Here is an 18,727-nt window from a genome sequence, read left to right as displayed (position 1 = left end):
GAATTGGATTTTTCTGTGACCAGCACCGAGCTCACCACCGGCACCTCTGTGTTCATCCCCGGCGCGTCCTCGCCCTACCAGGGGGACATCGCCCGCTACTGGGACCAGGAGGCCAGGCCCGTGAACCTGCGCCTCGGCGACGTCGACGGGCTCTACCACCACCACTACGGCATCGGCGACGTCGACCACGCCGCCCTCGGTGACACCGCCGACAGCGCGTACGAGAAGAAACTGATCGCCGAACTCCACCGCCTGGAGTCCGCGCAGGCCGATGTCCTCCTGCAGAACCTCGGCGCGATCAAGAGCGGCGACACCCTCGTGGACGCGGGATGCGGCCGCGGCGGCTCCATGGTCATGGCCCACCAGCGGTTCGGCTGCCACGTCGAAGGCGTCACCCTCTCCGCCAAGCAGGCCGACTTCGCCAACCACCGCGCCCGTGAACTCGGTATCGAGGACCATGTCCGCGCCCGCGTCTGCAACATGCTCGCCACCCCCTTCGAGACCGGGCAGGCCGCCGCCTCCTGGAACAACGAGTCGAGCATGTACGTCGACCTGCACGACCTCTTCGCCGAGCACTCCCGCGTCCTCGGCGTCGGCGGCCGTTACGTCACGATCACCGGCTGCTGGAACCCGCGCTACGGCCAGCCCTCGAAGTGGGTCTCCCAGATCAACGCGCACTTCGAGTGCAACATCCACTCCCGCCGCGAATACCTCCGCGCCATGGCCGACAACCGCCTCGTCCCCCAGGCCGTCATCGACCTGACCCCCGCCACCCTCCCCTACTGGAAGCTGCGCGCTACCTCGTCCCTCGTCACCGGCATCGAGGACGCCTTCATCAACTCGTACGAGGACGGCTCGTTCCAGTACGTGCTGATCGCGGCGGACCGGGTGTGAGGCGCCGCTGAGTATCGATATCCGGGCAACGGGCCCGGGTCCGTCGGATGACGGACCCGGGCCCATTGCCGGGTCGGACGGCTACAGCAGGTGGTCGGCCTCGCCCGCCTTGACGTCCCGGACAGCGGCGCAGGCCGCCGCTTCCCTACGCCTGCGCGACCGCTTCCAGCGGGCCGAGTGCGGCGGCCCGTCGGGCGGGGAGGACGGCGGCGATTGCGCCGACGGCGAGGGAGAGCAGGACCACGAGGGCGAGGGTGTCCCAGGGGAGGGAGAAGGAGTACTGCGGGATCGCGCCGTTGGCCAGTCCGCTGACCTTCCACGCCCCGAAGAGTCCGCCGGCCATTCCGAGCAGGGTGCCGAAGGCGGCGACGCAGACGGCCTCCAGACGGATCATGGCGCGGATGCCGGAGCGGTCCATGCCGATGGCGCGCAGGACGCCGATCTCGCGGGTGCGCTCCGAGACCGACATGGCAAGGGTGTTGACCATGCCGAGCGCGGAGATCAGTACGCCGATGCCGAGCAGTCCGAACATCAGGGTCATCAGGTCCCCGGCGACGCCGGCCTGCTCCTGGACGAGCTGGGCGCGGTTTTGGACCTTCAGCAGCGGGCTGTCGCTCACGGCGGCGCGCAGGTGCTTCTCCAGGTCGGGGGAGACCGTGCCGTCGGTGGTGCGGACCAGGATGCGTTGCACGGAGTCGCGCAGGTAGGCGTGGTCCTGCACATCGGCGCGGTAGCCGAGGACGTCCTGGGCGGTGGGGTTTTCCTGGTAGACGCCGACGACGGTGTAGGACTCGTCGCGGTCGCCGGTCCCGGGGCCGATGCTCGCCTTGATCTGCTCGCCGGTGGTGACGTGGTGGTCGCGGGCGAAGCTGTGGGAGACGGCGAGCTTTCCGGGGCCGAGGTCCTTGGCGGAGCCGCTGAGGAAGTGGAGCTTCAGCACGTCGCCCACGGTCTTCGGGTCGACCCCGGAGACCGTCTTGACGAGGGGGCCGGCGGAAATGGTGGAGTCCGCCACGGCGGAGACGGTCCGCACACCGGGCACGTCGGTGACCCGCTGGACGGCGGCGGAGTCGACGGCGGTGGTGGCGTTGCGGGTGCTGATGACGTAGTCGGCGCTCAGTCCGGCGGCGGCCTGGGAGTCCAGGGCCTCGCTCGTGGACTGGTTGATGACGGCGAGACCGGAGACCAGCGCCGTACTGATCATCAGGGCGACGGCGGTGGCGGCGGTACGGCGCGGATCGCGCAGGGTGTTCTCGCGGGCGAGGTCGCCCACGACGCCGAAGCGGGTGATGAGCCGGCCGATCAGGCGGATCACCGGACCGGCGAGCAGCGGGGCCAGCACGATCAGACCGGTCACGAGGATGCCGCACCCGAACATCGCGGTCCGCAGATTGTTGTCGGTGGCACTCGTCGCGTCACTCAGCGAAAGCAGCAGACCTACGCCCAGAACGACCATGGCCAGGCCGACCGCGCCACGGATGCGGGAGAGCGTGGCGGACGGCGGCTGCTCGGCCGTGCGCATCGCCTCGACGGGAGCGATCCGCGCCGCGCGGCGCGACGGCAGCCAGGCGGCGAGCACGGTGACGCCGACCCCCACGACGAGCGAGGCGAGGATCGCGGGCGGGCCGATCACCAGCGGCCCGCTGGGCAGATCGCCGGACGTGTCCAGCACGGCAGGCAGCACCGTGGCCACCCCCAGACCCAGCACGAAGCCGAGCGCGGACGCGGCGAGACCGACCAGTGCCGCCTCGGCGAGGACCGAGCGGACCACCTGGCGGCGGGTGGCGCCGATCGCCCGGAGCAGCGCGATCTCGCGGGAACGGCGTGCCACGAGCATGGTGAAGGTGTTGACGATGAGGAACGTGCCGATGAACAGCGACACCACGGCGAAGAGCAGCGGAAGGCGTTCGTAGCTCTTGGTCTTGGTCCCGATGAACAGGGACTGCTGGTTGGCCTGGGCGGTGGCGGTGGTGGCCTCGGCCCGGTCGGCCGGCAGTACGGCACCGACCCGGTCGGCCAGCTCGAACTGGTCGGTGCCCGGCGTGGCGGTCAGGTCGATCCCGCCGTAGTGCCCCGGGGCGGCGAACAGCTTCTGGGCGGTGGCCTTGTCGAACACCGCCAGGGTGCCGCCGGCGTTCACCCGGCTGTCCGTGGTGGACACCAGGCCCACCAGGCGCATTTTGAGGACCGGCCCGTCCACGGCGAGCGTCACGGTGTCGCCGAGGGAGTAGCCGCCGGCCGCCGCGGTCCCACGGTCCAGCGCGACCTCACGGTCGTCGCGGGGAGCGCGGCCCGACGTGAGCGGGTAGCGGCTGTCCCGGCCGTCGGAACCGGGAACGTAGGCGACGCCGAACCTGCCGCTCATGGCGTCGGCCCGCAACGGCGTGCCGTCCTTGGCGGCCAGGGTGACCGAACCGTCGGCCGTCGGGCGGACGGAGGCGACACCGGGAACGGCGGACAGCTTGCGTACCAGGGCGTGGTCCAGGGCCCCGTACTGCTCGTCGGCCGAGGCGCCCGGAACGGATTTCGGACCCACGCTCACGTCGAGGTCCGCGTAGTTCCTGGACATGGCGGCGCGGTAGGCGGCGGTGGTGGAGTCGGCGAAGACCAGGGATCCGGAGATGAACGCGACGCCGAGGCAGACCGCGAGCACGGTCATGATCAGACGGGTCTTGTGCGCGAGAACGTTGCGCAGGGCAGTTCGCAGCATGGCGGGCTTTCGACGGTGTGGGATTCGACAGTGCGGGAAGGGAACGGCGGGCCGGTGAGGGGGGTCAGCGGGTGTGGCGGCCCTGGGACTCGAACGCGAGCATCCGCTCTAGCACGGCGTCGGCGGTCGGGGCGTGCAACTCGTCCACGATCCGGCCGTCGGCGAGGAAGACCACGCGGTCGGCGTGGGCAGCGGCGACCGGGTCGTGGGTCACCATCACCACGGTCTGGCCCAGTTCCCGCACCGAGTCGCGCAGGAAGCCCAGCACCTCCGCGCCGGAACGGGAGTCGAGGTTGCCGGTCGGCTCGTCGGCGAACACGATCTCCGGACGGGACACCAGGGCGCGGGCGACGGCGACGCGCTGCTGCTGGCCGCCGGAGAGCTGGGCCGGACGGTGCGCAAGACGCCCGGCCAGCCCCACGGTGGCGACGACGGTGTCCAGCCATGCGGCGTCGGGCTGCCGGCCGGCGAGGCGCAGCGGCAGCGTCATGTTCTCCAGCGCGGTCAAGGTGGGCAGCAGGTTGAAGCCCTGGAAGACGAAGCCGACCTTCTCCCGCCGCAGCTGGGTGAGGTGACGGTCCTTCAGGCGGGCCAGTTCGACACCGCCGATCTGCGCCGAACCCGAGGTGACCGGATCCAGGCCCGCCATGCAGTGCATCAGCGTCGACTTGCCGGAACCGGACGGGCCCATGACCGCGGTGAACCGCGCCCGCGCGAACTCCACGGACACCGAGTCCACTGCGGTGACCTGGGTCTCGCCCTTCCCGTACACCTTGGTCAGGCCCGTGGCGCGGGCGGCCGGTTCGGTGGCGAGGGGAGCGGAGGGAACGAACGTCTGAGACATGAGTACTCCGGCGGGGGAACGACGGCCCGCGAGCGCCGCGGGCCGGAGGGGCATTCCCATCCTCGCGGCCCTCACCTGCGCAAACATCGCCCCAGAGGCGGTAGTTGAGGTCTGCCGAAGGGCAGGGACGAGCGGCCCGTCCCTGCCCTTCGGTAGACCTTCACCGATCCCTCTCCGCCTTTGGTCGGACCCTCGGCGTCGCCGGGACCTCCAACGGGCGGCAGGCGGACGGCCGCTGCTCCGGGGAGGCGGACGACGTACCCGGTCCACCGAACGCGTCCCTCGCGCGGGTACGCGGGCATGCGGAAGGGGCCGGGTCAGGGACGCAGGCCCGCGCGGTGCGCCAGGAGGGCCGCCTGCACCCGGCTCGTCGATCCGGTCTTCTCCAGGATCGCCCCCACATGCGTCTTCACCGTGCCGATGCCGATGGCCAGCCGTTCCGCGATGTCCTGGTTCGACAACCCCTCGCCCAGCATCGCCAGCACCTCCCGCTCGCGCCCGGTCAGCCGGGCGATCCGCTCGTCCTTCAGGGCCACGCCGTCGGCGCCCGAGAGGCCGCCGCCCAGCATCCGGGCGATCACGGCCCCGGTGACGCCGGGGGAGAGCACCGCGTCACCGGCCGCCGCCGCCCTGACCGCACTGATCAGCTCCTGCGGCCCCTCGTCCTTCAGCAGGAAACCCGAGGCGCCGTCCCGCAGCGCCCGCAGCACGTTCTCCTCGTCGCCGAAGGTCGTCAGCATCACCACGCGCGGCGCCGGATCGAGCGCAAGCAACGGCCGGATCGCGGCCAGCCCGTCGCACCAGGGCATCCGGATGTCGAGCAGCACCACATCCGGGTGGTGCGCGGCGGCCTCCTCGACCGCCCGGTGCCCGTCCGCGGCTTCGGCGACCACGTCGATGCCGTCGGCGTGCCGCAGGATCAACCGCACCCCGTGCCGGATCATCGCCTCGTCGTCGGCGAGCAGGACACGGATCGGCCCGGCGGGCTCGGTCATGGGATCTCCCAGGGGGCGGTGTCCCGTACGGACGGGACGGTGAAACGGGCGATGGAGGCGAGACGTTGGGAAGCGTTGAAGCAGTACCGGGTGACGCCGAAGGAACCGGGCCGGGTGCCTGACCCTTCCGGCGTGTAGACGCAGCTCACCGTGTCGGCGGGCCGCGGCGGCTCGTGCCCGGTGGCCGCGGCGCGCGCGGCCGGGATGTCCACGACCCCCGTCAACTCCTGGTAGGTCATGCCCAGACGCGGCTCCACGGGCCGGGCCACGTGCCGCGGCTGGCTGTACACCAGGCCGATCGCGAGCGTCATCAGCACCCACAGCGCCGCCGCTCCGAGGGCGAGGGTCAGCGCCCCGGCCGTCCGCGGCTCACGCGACAGCGCCGCCGCATCGCCGGGCGCGGCCGGCGGGGAAGCCTCCGCGCCGCCTTCGGACCGTTTCCACGCGACGGTGTCGTCCGGTTCCGCCGGTACGGCCGCGACCACCCGGAACCCGCCGGAGGGCAGCGGGCCGGCCTCGAAGGTGCCGCCGAGCAGTTCGACCCGCTCGCGCAGGCCCGTCAGGCCGCGCCCCGTCCCGGTCTCGGACGGTGCGCCGGCCGCAGCGGGGGACGCGCCATTGCGGACCGTCACCCGGACGGTCTGCTCGTCCTGCTCGACCCGTACGGTGACATGGGCGGCCGTCGCGTACCGGTGCACGTTCGTCAGGGCCTCCCGCACCACCCGGTGTACCGCGCGCCGCACCCGCGCCGGGCATGCACCGAGGTCGGGGCCGCTCCATTCCAGCCGTACGGCGATTCCGCCGTCGCGGGACTCCGCGACCAGCGCCTCGACGTCGGCCCGGGTGCCGGTGGCGTCGGTGAGCGCGTCCGGGCCGGTGTCCCGGCCGAGCGGGCCGAGGACCCCGAGTGCCTGCCGCAGTTCGCGCATCGCGTCCCGGGTGGTCCGCCGGACCAGGACGGCCTCCTCGCGCAGCTCCGGTGCGGCCTGGTCGAGGGCGAGTTCCAGACCGCCGGCGTGCAGCGAGATGAGACTGAGCCGGTGGCCCACCAGGTCGTGCATCTCCGCGGCGATCCGGGACCGCTCGTGGGTGCGGGCCTCGCTGTCGGCGAACCGGCGGGCCCGCTCGGCCGCGTCGCCGCGTTCGCGCAGTGCCCGCAGCAAACGGGCCTGCTGCCCGTACACCGTCCCGACCAGGCCGGGCACGACCACGGCGGTCACCGCCAGAAGCAACCCGAGCTCCAGGCCGTAAGCGGCCGAGCCGGGGCCGCCCGAGGGGCCGGCCGCGGTCGCTGACGCCATGATCAACAGGCTCGCGCCGCCCAGCAGCCGGACCCGGTGGCGCGGCCGGACCGTGTCGAGCGCCACCGTGTACGCAGTGGCCGCCATCACCGGGCCGGCAACGGGCGCCGCCCCGGCAAGGACGGCGAGGACCAGGAGCACGGCCCCGGGCCGACGCTGCCTCAGCGGGAAGAGCGGCACGGCGACCGCGACCACGCACAGCTGGAAAACGGCGTGCGGCAGATCCCACAACCGCTGGGCGACCGCGAACAGGCACACGGCGGCGAGGGCCGCACCGGCCGTCTCCACGACGTGCCGGCCACCTCCGCCCGGACGCGCCGGGGCGTCCGGCACGGGGCGGGCGGCACGACGGAAACGGCTGATGAGGGGCACGCCATCCAGTATTGGTCGCCGCGGGCGCGCGGGCGTGGACCTCAAGTCGGACCCGGACTCTGCCTTTCGGCAGAGCCCAGCGCGTGAGTGACGTCGCCACCGGCGCGGACTGTGGCGCACTTCACTCGCGTCCGTGCCCGGCGGCTTCCTTGTGCCGGCGCCGCAGTGGGGAGAAACGGAGCTGCCCGGGAGCCGGATTCCGCACTCGGCCCCCATGGCGCTCACAAACACTCAGGGGCCCGACCCGCTCTCGCGGATCAGGCCCCTGATCTGTGTTCCTTCAGTCGGGGTGGCGGGATTTGAACCCACGACCTCTTCGTCCCGAACGAAGCGCGCTGCCAAGCTGCGCTACACCCCGAAGCAACGAGCTCTACTTTAGCGGACTGATCCCCAGAGGTGAAATCCGGTTCCGGGCGACCGGTGCGGGGCGCCCCACCTGGGGTTCGTGCGGCGCCCCGCGAGCGGTCACTCCTTGGCGGTGAGGGTGAGGAGGGTGGCCTCGGGCGGGCAGGCGAAGCGGACCGGGGTGTAGCGGTTGGTGCCGCAGCCGGCGGAGACGTGGAGGAAGGACGTCCGGCCGTCGGCGGTGTGGGTGGACAGGCCCTTCACGCGACGGGTGTCGAGATCGCAGTTGGTGACCAGTGCCCCGTAGAAGGGGATGCAGAGCTGGCCGCCGTGGGTGTGCCCGGCGAGGATCAGCGGGTAGCCGTCGGCGGCGAAGGCGTCCAGGGAGCGCAGATACGGCGCGTGGACGACGGCCAGGGAGAGATCGGCGCCGGACTCGGGGCCGCCGGCCACCTCGGCGTAGCGGTCGCGCTTGATGTGCGGGTCGTCCAGGCCGGTCAGGGCGATCTCGACGCCCTCCAGCTTGAGGCGGCCGCGGGTGTTGGACAGGCCGACCCACCCGACCGCGTCGAACGCGTCGCGCAGCTCCTCCCACGGGTTGTGGACGACGCCGACGGCGGGCGCGTTGCCATTGAGGCCGTGGCGGCCCCGGACCTTCTCGGTCAGATAGCGGGCCGGGTTGCGCAGCTTGGGGCCGTAGTAGTCGTTGGAACCGAAGACGTAGGCGCCGGGGAACTCCATCAGGGGGCCGAGGGCGTCGAGGGTCTCGGGGACGCCCTCGGGGTCGGAGAGGTTGTCCCCGGTGTTGATCACGAAGTCGGGGCGCAGCCCGGCCAGCGACTGCAGCCAGCGCTGTTTCTTGCGCTGGCCGCCGACCATGTGGATGTCGGAGACCTGCAGGACGCGCAACGGCCGCATGCCGCGGGGCAGTACGGGCACGGTGACGCGCCGCAGGCGGAACGAGCGGACCTCGAAGCCGGCGGCGTAGGCCAGGCCGGCCGCGCCGACTGCGGTCAGGGACAGGGGAACTCCGTATCGCGCGCGCATGGTTCCATCGTCGCAGAGTGCCGGTCCGGGAGCAGCGGTGCGGCAGAGGGGGCGGCGGGGTCCGGTGCCGTGCGGCATTCCGGCTGATCATGAGGGTGACAGGGGGCCGCGGGCCGGGGAAAAGGCGCGGCGGTTGTCGGTGGGGGCGGGCATACTCGACGGCATGACCACGCTCAAGTCCACACTGCAGGACGACCTCACCGCCGCGATCAAGGCGCGCGACGAGCTGCGCTCCGCCACCCTCCGGCTCACGCTGACCGCCATCCAGAAGGAGGAGGTCGCGGGCACCGAGGCGCGCGAGCTGTCCGACGGCGAGGTCGAGAAGATCATCGCGCGGGAGGCGAAGAAGCGCCGCGAGGCCGCGGAGGCGTTCGACAAGGGTGGCCGTGCCGAGTCGGCGGACCGGGAGCGGGCCGAGGGCGAGATCCTCGCCGACTACCTCCCCAAGCAGCTGTCCGACGATGAGCTGGAGCGTCTGGTGGCGGCCGCGGTGGCGGAGGCCGTGGGCGGCGGCGCCGAGGGGCCGCGCGCCATGGGCGCCGTCATGAAGATCGTCAACCCGAAGGTGGCGGGCCGGGCCGACGGCGGCCGGGTCGCCGCGGTCGTCAAGAAGCTGCTGGCGGAGTAGCCGAGTAGGAGGCCGGAAGACACCGGTCGCCTGCGCCGAAGGGGCGCCCTCCCTGCTGGGAAGGCGCCCCTTCGGCGTGGTGACGGTGTGGCCTCAGTGCTGGAGGTGGCCCAGTATGTCGGGGAGGTGCCAGCCGCCGCCGGGCTTGTTGCCGTGGCCCTGGCCCGGCTTCCCGGGCTTGCCCTTGCCGCCCTTCCCCTTGCTCTTGCCGTCGTCCGCCGGCTGGCCGGCGTCGGCGTCGTCGATCTGGACCGTCGGCAGGGACGGCGCCGGACGCCCGGTGAGGGCGCCGGACATCGCGTCCCGCCAGATGGGGCCGGGGGTGTCGGCGCCGTAGACCTTCTCGTGGAAGGTGCCGCCGATGGTGATGTTGAACATCTTCCGCTTGTGCATCGGGTCGCCGACCCACACGGCACCGGCCATGTTCGGGGTGTAGCCCACGAACCAGGCGGCGTAGCGGCTGTCGCTGGTGCCGGTCTTGCCCGCGCTGTCGCGGCCGCTGAGACCGGCCTCCTTGCCCGTACCGTCCTCGACCACGCCCTTGAGCAGGGCGTTTATCGTCTTGGCGGTGTTGTCGGACATGGCCCGCTGGCAATCCGTCTGCGGGACGTCCATCGGCTTCCCGGCCGCGTCGGTGATCGAGGCGATGGCGACGGGCGTGCAGTAGGTGCCGTTGTTGGCGAAGGCGGCGTACGCCGTGGCCATGGTCAGCGGCGACATCTCCTGGACGCCGAGCGTCATCGACGGCACTTCCTGGATCGGCTTGCCGTCGGCGCGCTCGATGCCCAGCTTCTCGATCATCTTGACCGCCGGGCAGATGCCCATGTCGCTGATCATCTGCACGAAGTAGGTGTTGACCGACTTCGCGGTCGCCTCCTTCATGGCGTACGGGCCGACCTCCGACTTGTTCTCGTTCTGCGTCGAGTCGTGGCCCTGCCATTCGCCGTCGCAGGTCTGCACCGGGCTCGGGTACGGCATCCGGTACGGCGAGGAGTACTCCTGGTACGGGCTCATGCCCTGGTCCAGCGCGGCGGCGGCGACCAGCGGCTTGAACGTCGAACCGGGCTGGTACCCGGCGCCGCCGCCCATGTCGTGGTTGACGGAGAGGTTCATCACCGTCTCGTGGTTGCCGAACCCGTAGGGGCGGGACTGGCCCATGCCGAGGATCTTGCCGGTGCCGGGCTCCACGATCGTCGCGGCGCTCGCGACCTGGTCGTCGCTGTGGACATGGCCGCCTATCGACGCCTGGACGGCCTTCTGCGTCTGCGCGTCCAGGGTGGTGCGGATGGTCAGGCCGCCCTGGTTCCACCGCTTCGCGCGCGCCTTGGCGGTCTTGCCGAACGTCTTGTCGCTGAGGAAGACGTTGCGGACGTAGTCGCAGAAGAAACCGGCGCCGTCGGTCGCGGTGATGCAGCCGTTCTTGGGGCGGCTGACGGTCAGCTTGATCGGCTGCTTCGCCGCCTCGTCGGCCTGCGCCTGTGTGATGTCCTTCAGATCGGCCATCCGCTGGAGCACGGTGTTACGGCGGCGGGTGGCCTCGTCGCGGTTGTTGAGCGGGTCGTAGCGGGTCGGGGACTGGACGATACCGGCGAGCAGGGCCGATTCGCCGAGGCTGAGGTCCTTGGCGGACTTGCTGAAGTACCGCTGGCTGGCGGCCTCGACGCCGTACGCCTGCTGCCCGAAGAAGGTGATGTTGAGGTAGTTCTGCAGGATCTTGCGCTTGCCGAGCTCCTTCTCCACCTGGATCGCGTACTTCAGTTCCTTGATCTTGCGGCCGATGGTCTGCTGCGTGGCCTGCGCGACCTTGTCGGGGTCGTTCCCGGCTTCCTCGATGAAGACGTTCTTCACGTACTGCTGCGTGAGTGTCGAGGCGCCCTCGGAGACGCCGCCGGACTGCGCGTTCTTGTTGACCGCGCGCAGGATGCCCTTCATGTCGACCGCGCCGTGCTCGTAGAAGCGCGCGTCCTCGATCGCGACGATCGCCTTCCGGACGTACGGCGACATGTCCTTGAGGTCCACGACCGTGCGGTCCCGGGAGTAGATCTTGGCGATCTCGGTGCCGTTGGCGTCCTGGACGATGGTCCGCTCGCTCAGCGGTGGCGCCTTGAGGTCCGAGGGAATCTCGTCGAACCCTTCGACGGTGCCCTTGGCCGTGAGGCCCAGTGCTCCGGCGGCGGGAAGGGCGAGACCCGCGAGAACGGCTCCGGCCAGCACACTGACACCCAGGAATTTCGCGGCCTGCTGGGTCTTGCTCAGACCCCCGCCGTCGCGCTTCTTACCCATGAGGGCACCCTACGTTCTCAATCGCCGGACAGGGGCGCAACTGTTCGCCTACGCTGTTTCACATCTGTCACAGCGGAGCGTTCCGCCCCAACGCACCCGTCCTCCCCTTCCGTCCGTCCGCGCACGGGGCCACGTCCCGAACATCCGCTCGTATCGCCGGAATTCCGGTATGTACCCGGCGACCTGCCCCGAGAGGCGAGAAAAGCGACGCATGTCGCTCGCTCACTCCGTTGGGTGATCTGCCGCGTACGCATAGTCCGTTAGGACCATTCAAGATTGGGCCCGAAGGAGGTGTTGCGCCCTGCCCGCCTTCCGTAACGTCCTCAACTGGCAACGGTGAATATGCCGCTTGCCGCCGTGGGGGAGCCTCGATTCGGGAGAGGACGGCGCCAGCATGAGCTGGGTAACCGACTGGAACGCACAAGCAGCCTGCCGCACCACCGATCCAGACGAACTCTTCGTCCAGGGGGCGGCCCAGAACCGCGCCAAAGCCGTGTGCACCGGATGTCCGGTACGCACCGAATGCCTCGCCGACGCCCTGGACAACCGGGTGGAGTTCGGCGTCTGGGGCGGCATGACCGAGCGCGAGCGCCGCGCGCTGCTCCGCCGCCGTCCGACCGTGACGTCATGGCGGCGCCTGCTGGAGACGGCGCGCACGGAGTACGAGCGCAGCACCGGCATGCTGGCCGTGGAGTGCGAGGACGAGACCTACGACACCTACGCGGCGGTCAGCTGACCTGTCGGCCCAAGGGGCACCGGACCGGCGGCGCTTCAGGGCTCGGGCCGGGCGGTGAGCCGGTCGCGTCGGCGTGATGCGTGTCATGTCTGTCATGCCCGTACGGGGTCAACGCGCCATCCATAAGGGGCGGGTGAAGCGGGCCGACGCTCCGCCGTGAGTGGATACCCCGCCGCGGGCGGAGCCGTACCGCGGCGGCTTTCGCATGTCGGGCCGCCGGGCCGTGCCTGTCAGGGCGGGGCGGCCGGGGGAGCGGTGTCAGTCGGGTGCGTCGGTGCGGGCGGGGTCGAGGGCGAGGCGGGCGCCGATCAGCCGCAGACCGTCGAGATCGTGGACGTCGCCGGGGAGCGCGGCGATCTCGGCGACCGGGACCTCCGGATGCAGGGCGGTGAAACGATCCCGCGTGCGGCGTTCGCGGGCGAGGACCTGCATGCGTTCGGCGTGCAAACGGAGGAGACCGGCGGCGAGTTGCTCTGCGGAGACCGGGGGGTGTCCGGCAGGCGCCGCCGGGGCGGGAGAGGGGCCGTCGGCGGTACCGGAAGCAGCCTTCCCGCCGTCGTGATCCACAATGCCGCCCGGTTCAAGATTTTCCGCCGTGCCCGGGGCGGTTCCGGGGGGAACACCGGCCTCCTCCTCGGCGCGGTCGGTCAGCGTCTCGGCGGCGGCCAGCGCCCGCTCCGCGCTCAGCTTCGCCGCCCCGCTGCCGTGCACACGGTTCAGTACGAGACCGGCCAGCGGCATCCGCTCGGCCGCCAGCCGCTCGATGAAGTACGCCGCCTCCCGCAGCGCGTCCCGCTCCGGGGCCGCCACCACCAAGAACGCCGTGCCGGGGGCCTGGAGCAGCCGGTACGTGGCGTCCGCGCGGGTGCGGAAGCCGCCGAACATCGTGTCCATCGCGGCGACGAACGTCTGGACGTCACGCAGCAGTTGACCGCCCATCAACTTGCTGAGTGTGCCGGTCATCATCGACATCCCGGCGTTGAGGAACTTCATCCCGGCCCGGCCGCCGACCTTCGCCGGGGCCATCAGCACCCGGATGAACTTGCCGTCCAGGAACGACCCGAGGCGCTGCGGCGCGTCCAGGAAGTCCAGCGCGGAGCGGCTGGGCGGGGTGTCGACGATGATCAGATCCCACTCGTCGCGGGCGCGGAGCTGGCCGAGCTTCTCCATGGCCATGTACTCCTGCGTGCCCGCGAAACCGGCCGACAAGGACTGGTAGAAGGGGTTCTCCAGGATGGCCCTGGCCCGGGCGGCGTCCGCGTGCCCCTCGACGATCTCGTCGAAGGTGCGCTTCATGTCCAGCATCATCGCGTGGAGTTCGCCCCCGGACGCGCCGTCGACGCCCTTGACCTGGCGCGGGACGTTGTCCAGCTCGGAGATGCCCATGGACTGGGCGAGCCGCCGGGCCGGGTCGATGGTCAGCACGACGGCCCGGCGCCCGCGCTCCGCGGCGCGCACACCGAGGGCGGCGGCCGTCGTGGTCTTGCCGACGCCGCCGGAGCCGCAGCACACCACGATGCGGGTGCCGGGGTTGTCGAGTAGCGCGTCGACCTCCAGCCACGGGGCCGGGGCGTCCAGCGTCGGCTCGTCGGCGGTCATATGGGCCCCTGTCTCCGCAGGTCCCTCGCCAGGCGGTAGAGACCGGCGAGGTCCACTCCCTCGGGGAGCAGCTCCAGCTCGTAGGTGGGCAGGCCGAGCGCGGTCAGCTCGGCGTGCTCGGCGCGCTCCAGATCGACGCGCTCGGCGTGCTCGCGTGCCTGCTCCAGCAGCGGGTCGATCAGCCGCTCGGCCAGCCCGCCGCGGCGCGCCCCGCCCAGCCCGGCCTGGGAGAGCGCCTTGGCCACGCCCGCGCGGGAGCCGCGGGCGGCGATGTCGAGATCGCCGGTGCCGAGCACGGTGGGACGGGTCATGTTGATGACGACGCCGCCGACCGGGAGCCCGGCGGCGCGCAGCTCCGCGATGCCGTCCGCGGTCTCCTGGACGGGCATCTCCTCCAGGAGCGTCACCATGTGCACCGCGGTCTCGGGGGACTTGAGGACCCGCATGACCGCCTGTGCCTGATTGTGGATCGGGCCCATCTTGGCCAGGCCCGCCACCTCGTCGTTGACGTTCAGGAAGCGGGTGATGCGGCCCGTGGGCGGGGCGTCCATCACCACCGCGTCGTAGACGTACCGGCCCTGCTTGTCCTTGCGGCGCACCGCCTCGCACGCCTTGCCGGTCAGCAGGACGTCCCGCAGACCGGGGGCGATGGTGGTGGCGAAGTCGATCGCGCCGAGCTTCTTCAGGGCCCGGCCGGCGCTGCCGAGTTTGTAGAACATCTGGAGGTAGTCCAGCAGCGCGCGCTCGGCGTCGATGGCGAGGGCGTGCACCTCGCCGGGGCGGCGCCCGCCGCGGGCGGCGTCACCGGCCGAGGCGCCGTCCGGGCCGGGCGCCACGGCGATCTTGCGTTCCTCGTACGGAAGGGCCTCGGTCTCGAAGACCTGGGCGATGCCCTGCCGGCCCTCGACCTCGACCAGGAGGGTCCGGCGTCCCTCGGTGGCCAGGGCAAGGGCGAGGGCGGCGGCGACCGTGGTCTTGCCGGTGCCGCCCTTGCCGCTGACGACATGGAGCCTGCTCACGTCAAGGAGCCTAACCAGTCCCCGCCGCGGCTACGCACGGGACGACCCCGGATCCGTCCCGGAGGCGTTCCCCTACGGGACGGTCCACCGGGGGCGGGGAGGGGCGCCCGAGGCGGGTATTCCGGCTCCGGGCGGCCGTACCCCTCCTCGAATACCGGGAGCGCCGGCGGAGTCGAGCGGCGGAAGAGGAGGAAGGGGAGGAACAGCACACTCCGGCCGTCTGACGTGGCCCTTCCTGGCGCAGGTCCGTCCTTTGCCAGGGCGGTGGGGGCGGCGGCGTCCGAGGCCGTCCTGGCAGGCATTACGCTCGCTCCATGACCAAGTGGGAATACGCGACTGTGCCGCTTCTCGTACACGCGACGAAGCAGATTCTGGACACCTGGGGCGAGGACGGCTGGGAGCTGGTCCAGGTCGTTCCGGGGCCGAACAACCCCGAGCAGCTGGTGGCCTACCTGAAGAGGGAGAAGGCGTGAGCGCCGTCGAGGCGAGGATCGCGGAGCTGGGGCTGAAGCTCCCCGAGGTCGTGCCGCCGCTGGCCACGTACCAGCCCGCGGTGCGCTCCGGGAATTACGTCTTCACCTCCGGCCAGCTGCCCATGGTGGACGGTGCCCTGCCCGCCACCGGCAAGGTCGGCGCCGACGTCACCCCGGAGGCGGCCAAGGAGCTGGCCGCGACCTGCGCGCTCAACGCGCTGGCCGCGGTGAAGTCCGTGATCGGCGACCTGGACCGGATCCAGCGGGTCGTGAAGGTCGTCGGGTTCGTCGCCTCGGCGCCCGACTTCACCGGCCAGCCCGGGGTCGTCAACGGCGCCAGCGAGCTGCTGGGCGAGATCCTCGGTGACAAGGGCGTGCACGCCCGGTCCGCGGTCGGCGTGGCGGTGCTGCCCGTCGACGCGCCCGTCGAGGTCGAGATCCAGGTCGAGATCGCGGAGTAGTCCGCAGGTCCGCACGTCCGGTCGTCCGTACGCCCGGCCCCCCGGCAGCCCCGGGGGACCGGGCGCGGCGCGGGCGGGACCTCCGCGCGGGGCTTCCGAAAGGGGCCCTCGAACATCCGCGCGTGAGCGCATAGCATCCGGCCATGTCGTCGACGACCAATGGCCAGTGGTACCCGCCGGAGTGGCCGGGCCTCATCCGGGCGCTCGTGAACGGTGAGCTGACCCCCGCCGAGCCCCGGCGGGCCGCGACCGTCCTGCTGCTGCGGGACGGCGACGGCGGCCCCGCCGTGCACATGCTGCGCAGACGCGCCTCCATGGCCTTCGCCGGAGGCGCGTACGCCTATCCGGGCGGCTCCGTGGACCCCCGCGACGAACGGCCGGTCGCCTGGACCGGGCCCTCGCGCGCCGCCTGGGCCGCGCGACTGGGCGTGGACGAGGCCGCCGCGCAGTCCGTCGTCTGCGCCGCCGTGCGCGAGACGTTCGAGGAGTCCGGGGTGCTGCTCGCGGGCCCGTCGGCGACGACCGTCGTCGCGGACACCACGGGCGACGACTGGGAGGCCGGTCGCGCCGCCCTCGTCGCCCACGAACTCTCCTTCGCCGACTTCCTCGACCACCACGGGCTGGTGCTCCGCTCCGACCTGCTGGGCGCCTGGGCCCGCTGGATCACCCCCGCGTTCGAACCACGCCGCTACGACACCTGGTTCTTCGTCGCCGCGCTCCCCGAGGGGCAGCGCACCCGTAACGCCTCCACGGAGGCGGACCGCACCGTATGGACCCGCCCGGCCGACGCCATCGCCGGATACGAACGCGGCGAACTGCTGATGATGCCGCCGACTCTCGCGACCCTGCGTGCCCTGGAGCCGTACGGTTCCGCCGCCGCGGCCCTGGAGGCGGCGGGGCGTCGCGATCTGACGCCGGTGCTGGCCCGTGCCCGGCTGCGCGACGGGGAGATCGAACTGAGCTGGCCGGGGCACGAGGAGTTCACCAAGCACATCGCCCCGGGTGACACGGCTCCGGGCGACCCTTCGGAAGGAGGCCGGTCATGACCGATGCGGCAGCGCTCCCCGGGCAGCCCCGTGGCGTGGTGGTCTCCGGTTCGGCCACCGACCGCGCCCGGTGCGTCCTGGCGCCCAACCCGTCGGCGATGACCCTGGACGGCACCAACACCTGGATCGTCGCCGAGCCCGACTCGCCGCTGGCCGTCGTCATCGACCCCGGGCCGCTCGACGAGGGCCATCTGCGGGCCGTCGCCGACGCCGCCGAGCAGTCCGGTAAACGCGTCGCGCTGACCCTGCTCACCCATGGGCACGCCGACCACGCCGAGGGCGCCGCCCGCTTCGCCGAGTTGACCGGGACGGCCGTACGCGCCCTGGACCCGGCGCTGCGCCTGGGGGACGAAGGGCTGGGGGCCGGTGACGTGATCACCACCGGCGGGCTGGAGATGCACGTCGTGCCCACCCCGGGGCACACCGCCGATTCGCTCTCCTTCCACCTGCCCGCGGATGCCGCCGTCCTGACCGGCGACACCGTCCTGGGGCGCGGCACCACGATGGTCGCCCACCCCGACGGGCGGCTCGGCGAGTACCTGGACTCGCTGCGCCGCCTCCGGTCGCTGACCGTCGACGACGGTGTGACGACGGTGCTCCCCGGACACGGCCCGGTGCTCGACGACGCCCAGGGTGCGGTGGAGTTCTATCTGGCGCACCGCGCCCACCGGCTCGCCCAGGTGGAGACCGCGGTCGAGAGCGGCCACCGGACGGCGTCCGAGGTCGTCGCCGCGGTCTACGCCGACGTCGACCGCTCCCTGTGGCCCGCCGCCGAACTGTCGGTACGGGCACAGCTGGAGTACCTGGGGGAGCACGGGCTGATCTGAGGCGCCTGGGGGCGCGCCGGGCGCCTCAGGGGCGGGGCGCCTTCGGGCCGTGGACGGCCAGGTACTCGTCGGCCAGCCAGGGCGCGAGATCGGACAGCAGCGCGTCGAGCAGCGCGGGGTGGTCCGCCGGGGCGCGGGCGGCGCGGGCCGCGGCGCGCATCTGCTCGGCGCGCGCCGGGTAGTAGCGGCCGAACACCTCGGCCATCTCGGCGAGATCGCTGGTCCAGCCGCCCCACCACGGCATCACCAGCGTGAAGCCGGTACGCACCAGATGCCGGGTCATGCCGCGGGTCAGCCGCCGCCGCTCCTCCTCCGTGCGCGCCGCCGCCGCGCGGGCGCGCATCCCGGGCAGCACGCGGAACAGGTCCCCGTTGGTCTCACGGGCCAGCAGCGAGGTCGGGCGGTAGCGGGGCAGCCGTTCGGCCAGGTCGGGCCCGCTGAGCGGGGTGCACAGGCAGGCCACGAACCAGCCCAGGTCGTACCGCTCCAGGTCGCTCAGCAGCCTTGCCACGCCGTCCAGCAGGACCGCGGCACCGTCGATCTGGGGGAAGGCCGCGTCAAGTTCCGCGCCCAGGGCGTCGGCGTCGGCGTGGTCGTCCGGGGTGGGCGGCTCGTGGAGCGCGAGGAGCAGGTCGAGGTCGGAGATCCCGGGGACGGCGGTGCCGCGCGGGATGCTGCCGTAGAGGTACGCGCTGTGCAGCCGGTGGCCGAAGCGCGCGGCGCTCCGCTCCCGTGCGGCCGCCGCCACGGGGGCGAACTCCTCGGTGATCCGCGCGAGCGCGCCCTCCCGGAGGAAGCAGCCGTCCTGGTCGAGTCCCGGTCCTGTGGAGTCGGTCATGGCGTCAGCATGACGACGCGTCCGGTACGCGGGCCACCGGATTTGCCGGCCGGGAGCGCGGGGCCTGGGCGCGTACATGGCGCTGAGACGCCGTACACGGCCGCTCAGGCGGTTTTCCCGGTCCCGTACAGCCCCGGGCATGGCGCGCGGGTCCGCGGCGGCGTACGGGCCGGGAGGGGGGGGGCGCCCGCGGGGGGGGGGCCCCCCGGGCGGGGGGGGGGCGCGGGCCGCCCCCCCCCCCCGGGTGGGAGCAACCCCCAGGGCTCCCCACACCTCCCCCCCCCGCCCGCCCAGTCGCCGCGGGGCATG

General features: G+C 72.3%; 16 protein-coding genes and 1 tRNA gene. 7 read left to right on the top strand and 10 right to left on the bottom strand.

Annotated features, from left to right (window positions below):
- The first annotated feature begins 15 nt into the window (after positions 1-15).
- The gene (locus tag ACFWWQ_RS12430; RefSeq protein WP_384594350.1) at positions 16-894 is read left to right on the top strand and encodes a geranyl diphosphate 2-C-methyltransferase; all 879 of its coding nucleotides are present in this window, start codon (positions 16-18) and stop codon (positions 892-894) included.
- Positions 895-1,039: 145 nt separating this feature from the next.
- Here the strand turns inward: ACFWWQ_RS12430 and ACFWWQ_RS12425 are convergent, their stop codons facing one another.
- The 6 genes from ACFWWQ_RS12425 to ACFWWQ_RS12400 all read right to left on the bottom strand — a co-directional run bounded on the left by ACFWWQ_RS12425 (position 1,040) and on the right by ACFWWQ_RS12400 (position 8,508).
- Positions 1,040-3,604: an ABC transporter permease gene (locus ACFWWQ_RS12425; RefSeq protein WP_384594347.1), complete on the bottom strand. Its 2,565-nt coding sequence runs from the start codon at positions 3,602-3,604 to the stop codon at positions 1,040-1,042.
- Between the two features lie 64 nt (positions 3,605-3,668).
- Positions 3,669-4,448: an ABC transporter ATP-binding protein gene (locus ACFWWQ_RS12420; protein ID WP_384594344.1), complete on the bottom strand. Its 780-nt coding sequence runs from the start codon at positions 4,446-4,448 to the stop codon at positions 3,669-3,671.
- A 317-nt stretch (positions 4,449-4,765) separates the two neighbouring features.
- Complete coding sequence (locus tag ACFWWQ_RS12415) at positions 4,766-5,443, bottom strand: response regulator (protein ID WP_384594342.1); 678 nt, start codon at positions 5,441-5,443, stop codon at positions 4,766-4,768.
- On the bottom strand, positions 5,440-6,831 hold the full coding sequence (locus ACFWWQ_RS12410; protein WP_384594418.1) for a sensor histidine kinase: 1,392 nt from the start codon (positions 6,829-6,831) through the stop codon (positions 5,440-5,442). The genes ACFWWQ_RS12415 and ACFWWQ_RS12410 overlap by 4 nt, the downstream gene beginning before the upstream one ends.
- A gap of 569 nt (positions 6,832-7,400) precedes the next feature.
- Positions 7,401-7,474 (bottom strand) — tRNA-Pro (locus tag ACFWWQ_RS12405).
- A gap of 107 nt (positions 7,475-7,581) precedes the next feature.
- On the bottom strand, positions 7,582-8,508 hold the full coding sequence (locus ACFWWQ_RS12400; RefSeq protein ID WP_384594339.1) for a metallophosphoesterase: 927 nt from the start codon (positions 8,506-8,508) through the stop codon (positions 7,582-7,584).
- Positions 8,509-8,671: 163 nt separating this feature from the next.
- Here ACFWWQ_RS12400 and ACFWWQ_RS12395 point away from each other — a divergent pair, with 163 nt between their 5' ends.
- On the top strand, positions 8,672-9,136 hold the full coding sequence (locus ACFWWQ_RS12395) for a GatB/YqeY domain-containing protein (protein WP_384594336.1): 465 nt from the start codon (positions 8,672-8,674) through the stop codon (positions 9,134-9,136).
- Between the two features lie 93 nt (positions 9,137-9,229).
- Here ACFWWQ_RS12395 and ACFWWQ_RS12390 read toward each other — a convergent pair whose 3' ends face one another.
- A complete protein-coding gene (locus ACFWWQ_RS12390; RefSeq protein ID WP_384594333.1) occupies positions 9,230-11,419 on the bottom strand; it encodes a transglycosylase domain-containing protein in 2,190 nt (729 codons plus the stop codon).
- Positions 11,420-11,813: 394 nt separating this feature from the next.
- On the opposite strand from ACFWWQ_RS12390, the gene ACFWWQ_RS12385 reads away from it, so the two are divergent.
- Positions 11,814-12,155, top strand: a complete 342-nt coding sequence (locus ACFWWQ_RS12385; RefSeq protein WP_384594330.1) for a WhiB family transcriptional regulator — start codon at positions 11,814-11,816, stop codon at positions 12,153-12,155.
- Between the two features lie 258 nt (positions 12,156-12,413).
- Here the strand turns inward: ACFWWQ_RS12385 and ACFWWQ_RS12380 are convergent, their stop codons facing one another.
- Complete coding sequence (locus tag ACFWWQ_RS12380) at positions 12,414-13,754, bottom strand: ArsA family ATPase (RefSeq protein WP_384594327.1); 1,341 nt, start codon at positions 13,752-13,754, stop codon at positions 12,414-12,416.
- Positions 13,751-14,773, bottom strand: coding sequence for an ArsA-related P-loop ATPase (locus ACFWWQ_RS12375; protein WP_384594324.1), 1,023 nt, complete (start codon positions 14,771-14,773; stop codon positions 13,751-13,753). The genes ACFWWQ_RS12380 and ACFWWQ_RS12375 overlap by 4 nt, the downstream gene beginning before the upstream one ends.
- 314 nt (positions 14,774-15,087) lie before the next feature.
- On the opposite strand from ACFWWQ_RS12375, the gene ACFWWQ_RS12370 reads away from it, so the two are divergent.
- The 4 genes from ACFWWQ_RS12370 to ACFWWQ_RS12355 all read left to right on the top strand — a co-directional run bounded on the left by ACFWWQ_RS12370 (position 15,088) and on the right by ACFWWQ_RS12355 (position 17,580).
- Positions 15,088-15,246 (top strand): DUF4177 domain-containing protein, encoded by a 159-nt coding sequence (locus ACFWWQ_RS12370; RefSeq protein ID WP_003967454.1) that lies wholly within the window; start codon positions 15,088-15,090, stop codon positions 15,244-15,246.
- Positions 15,243-15,707 (top strand): RidA family protein, encoded by a 465-nt coding sequence (locus tag ACFWWQ_RS12365; RefSeq protein ID WP_384594321.1) that lies wholly within the window; start codon positions 15,243-15,245, stop codon positions 15,705-15,707. Before ACFWWQ_RS12370 ends, ACFWWQ_RS12365 begins: the two co-directional genes overlap by 4 nt.
- A 143-nt stretch (positions 15,708-15,850) precedes the next feature.
- Entirely contained in the window at positions 15,851-16,753 is a 903-nt protein-coding gene (locus tag ACFWWQ_RS12360) for an NUDIX hydrolase (RefSeq protein WP_384594318.1), read from the top strand.
- Positions 16,750-17,580 carry an MBL fold metallo-hydrolase gene (locus ACFWWQ_RS12355; protein WP_384594315.1) on the top strand — a complete coding sequence of 277 codons (831 nt, stop codon included), beginning with the start codon at positions 16,750-16,752 and terminating at the stop codon, positions 17,578-17,580. Before ACFWWQ_RS12360 ends, ACFWWQ_RS12355 begins: the two co-directional genes overlap by 4 nt.
- Positions 17,581-17,605: 25 nt before the next feature.
- Here the strand turns inward: ACFWWQ_RS12355 and ACFWWQ_RS12350 are convergent, their stop codons facing one another.
- The gene (locus ACFWWQ_RS12350; RefSeq protein WP_384594312.1) at positions 17,606-18,418 is read right to left on the bottom strand and encodes a nucleotidyltransferase; all 813 of its coding nucleotides are present in this window, start codon (positions 18,416-18,418) and stop codon (positions 17,606-17,608) included.
- Between the last annotated feature and the right edge of the window lie 309 nt (positions 18,419-18,727).

It is taken from the genome of Streptomyces sp. NPDC059080, from assembly GCF_042739975.1.
In the GTDB taxonomy this organism is placed as follows: Bacteria; Actinomycetota; Actinomycetes; order Streptomycetales; family Streptomycetaceae; genus Streptomyces; species Streptomyces benahoarensis.
Note: the sequence above shows the minus strand (reverse complement) of the source record. Positions and strands in the feature narration are given on the sequence as shown.

What these genes read in the sequence shown, in the direction of transcription:
- ACFWWQ_RS12400 (WP_384594339.1), bottom strand. Translation starts at nt 8,508, where the DNA reads ATGCGCGCGCGATACGGAGTTCCCCTGTCCCTGACCGCAGTCGGCGCG.
- ACFWWQ_RS12395 (WP_384594336.1), top strand. Translation starts at nt 8,672, where the DNA reads ATGACCACGCTCAAGTCCACACTGCAGGACGACCTCACCGCCGCGATC.
- ACFWWQ_RS12425 (WP_384594347.1), bottom strand. Translation starts at nt 3,604, where the DNA reads ATGCTGCGAACTGCCCTGCGCAACGTTCTCGCGCACAAGACCCGTCTG.
- ACFWWQ_RS12410 (WP_384594418.1), bottom strand. Translation starts at nt 6,831, where the DNA reads ATGGCGGCCACTGCGTACACGGTGGCGCTCGACACGGTCCGGCCGCGC.
- ACFWWQ_RS12360 (WP_384594318.1), top strand. Translation starts at nt 15,851, where the DNA reads ATGTCGTCGACGACCAATGGCCAGTGGTACCCGCCGGAGTGGCCGGGC.
- ACFWWQ_RS12390 (WP_384594333.1), bottom strand. Translation starts at nt 11,419, where the DNA reads ATGGGTAAGAAGCGCGACGGCGGGGGTCTGAGCAAGACCCAGCAGGCC.
- ACFWWQ_RS12370 (WP_003967454.1), top strand. Translation starts at nt 15,088, where the DNA reads ATGACCAAGTGGGAATACGCGACTGTGCCGCTTCTCGTACACGCGACG.
- ACFWWQ_RS12380 (WP_384594327.1), bottom strand. Translation starts at nt 13,754, where the DNA reads ATGACCGCCGACGAGCCGACGCTGGACGCCCCGGCCCCGTGGCTGGAG.
- ACFWWQ_RS12420 (WP_384594344.1), bottom strand. Translation starts at nt 4,448, where the DNA reads ATGTCTCAGACGTTCGTTCCCTCCGCTCCCCTCGCCACCGAACCGGCC.
- ACFWWQ_RS12415 (WP_384594342.1), bottom strand. Translation starts at nt 5,443, where the DNA reads ATGACCGAGCCCGCCGGGCCGATCCGTGTCCTGCTCGCCGACGACGAG.
- ACFWWQ_RS12350 (WP_384594312.1), bottom strand. Translation starts at nt 18,418, where the DNA reads ATGACCGACTCCACAGGACCGGGACTCGACCAGGACGGCTGCTTCCTC.
- ACFWWQ_RS12355 (WP_384594315.1), top strand. Translation starts at nt 16,750, where the DNA reads ATGACCGATGCGGCAGCGCTCCCCGGGCAGCCCCGTGGCGTGGTGGTC.
- ACFWWQ_RS12385 (WP_384594330.1), top strand. Translation starts at nt 11,814, where the DNA reads ATGAGCTGGGTAACCGACTGGAACGCACAAGCAGCCTGCCGCACCACC.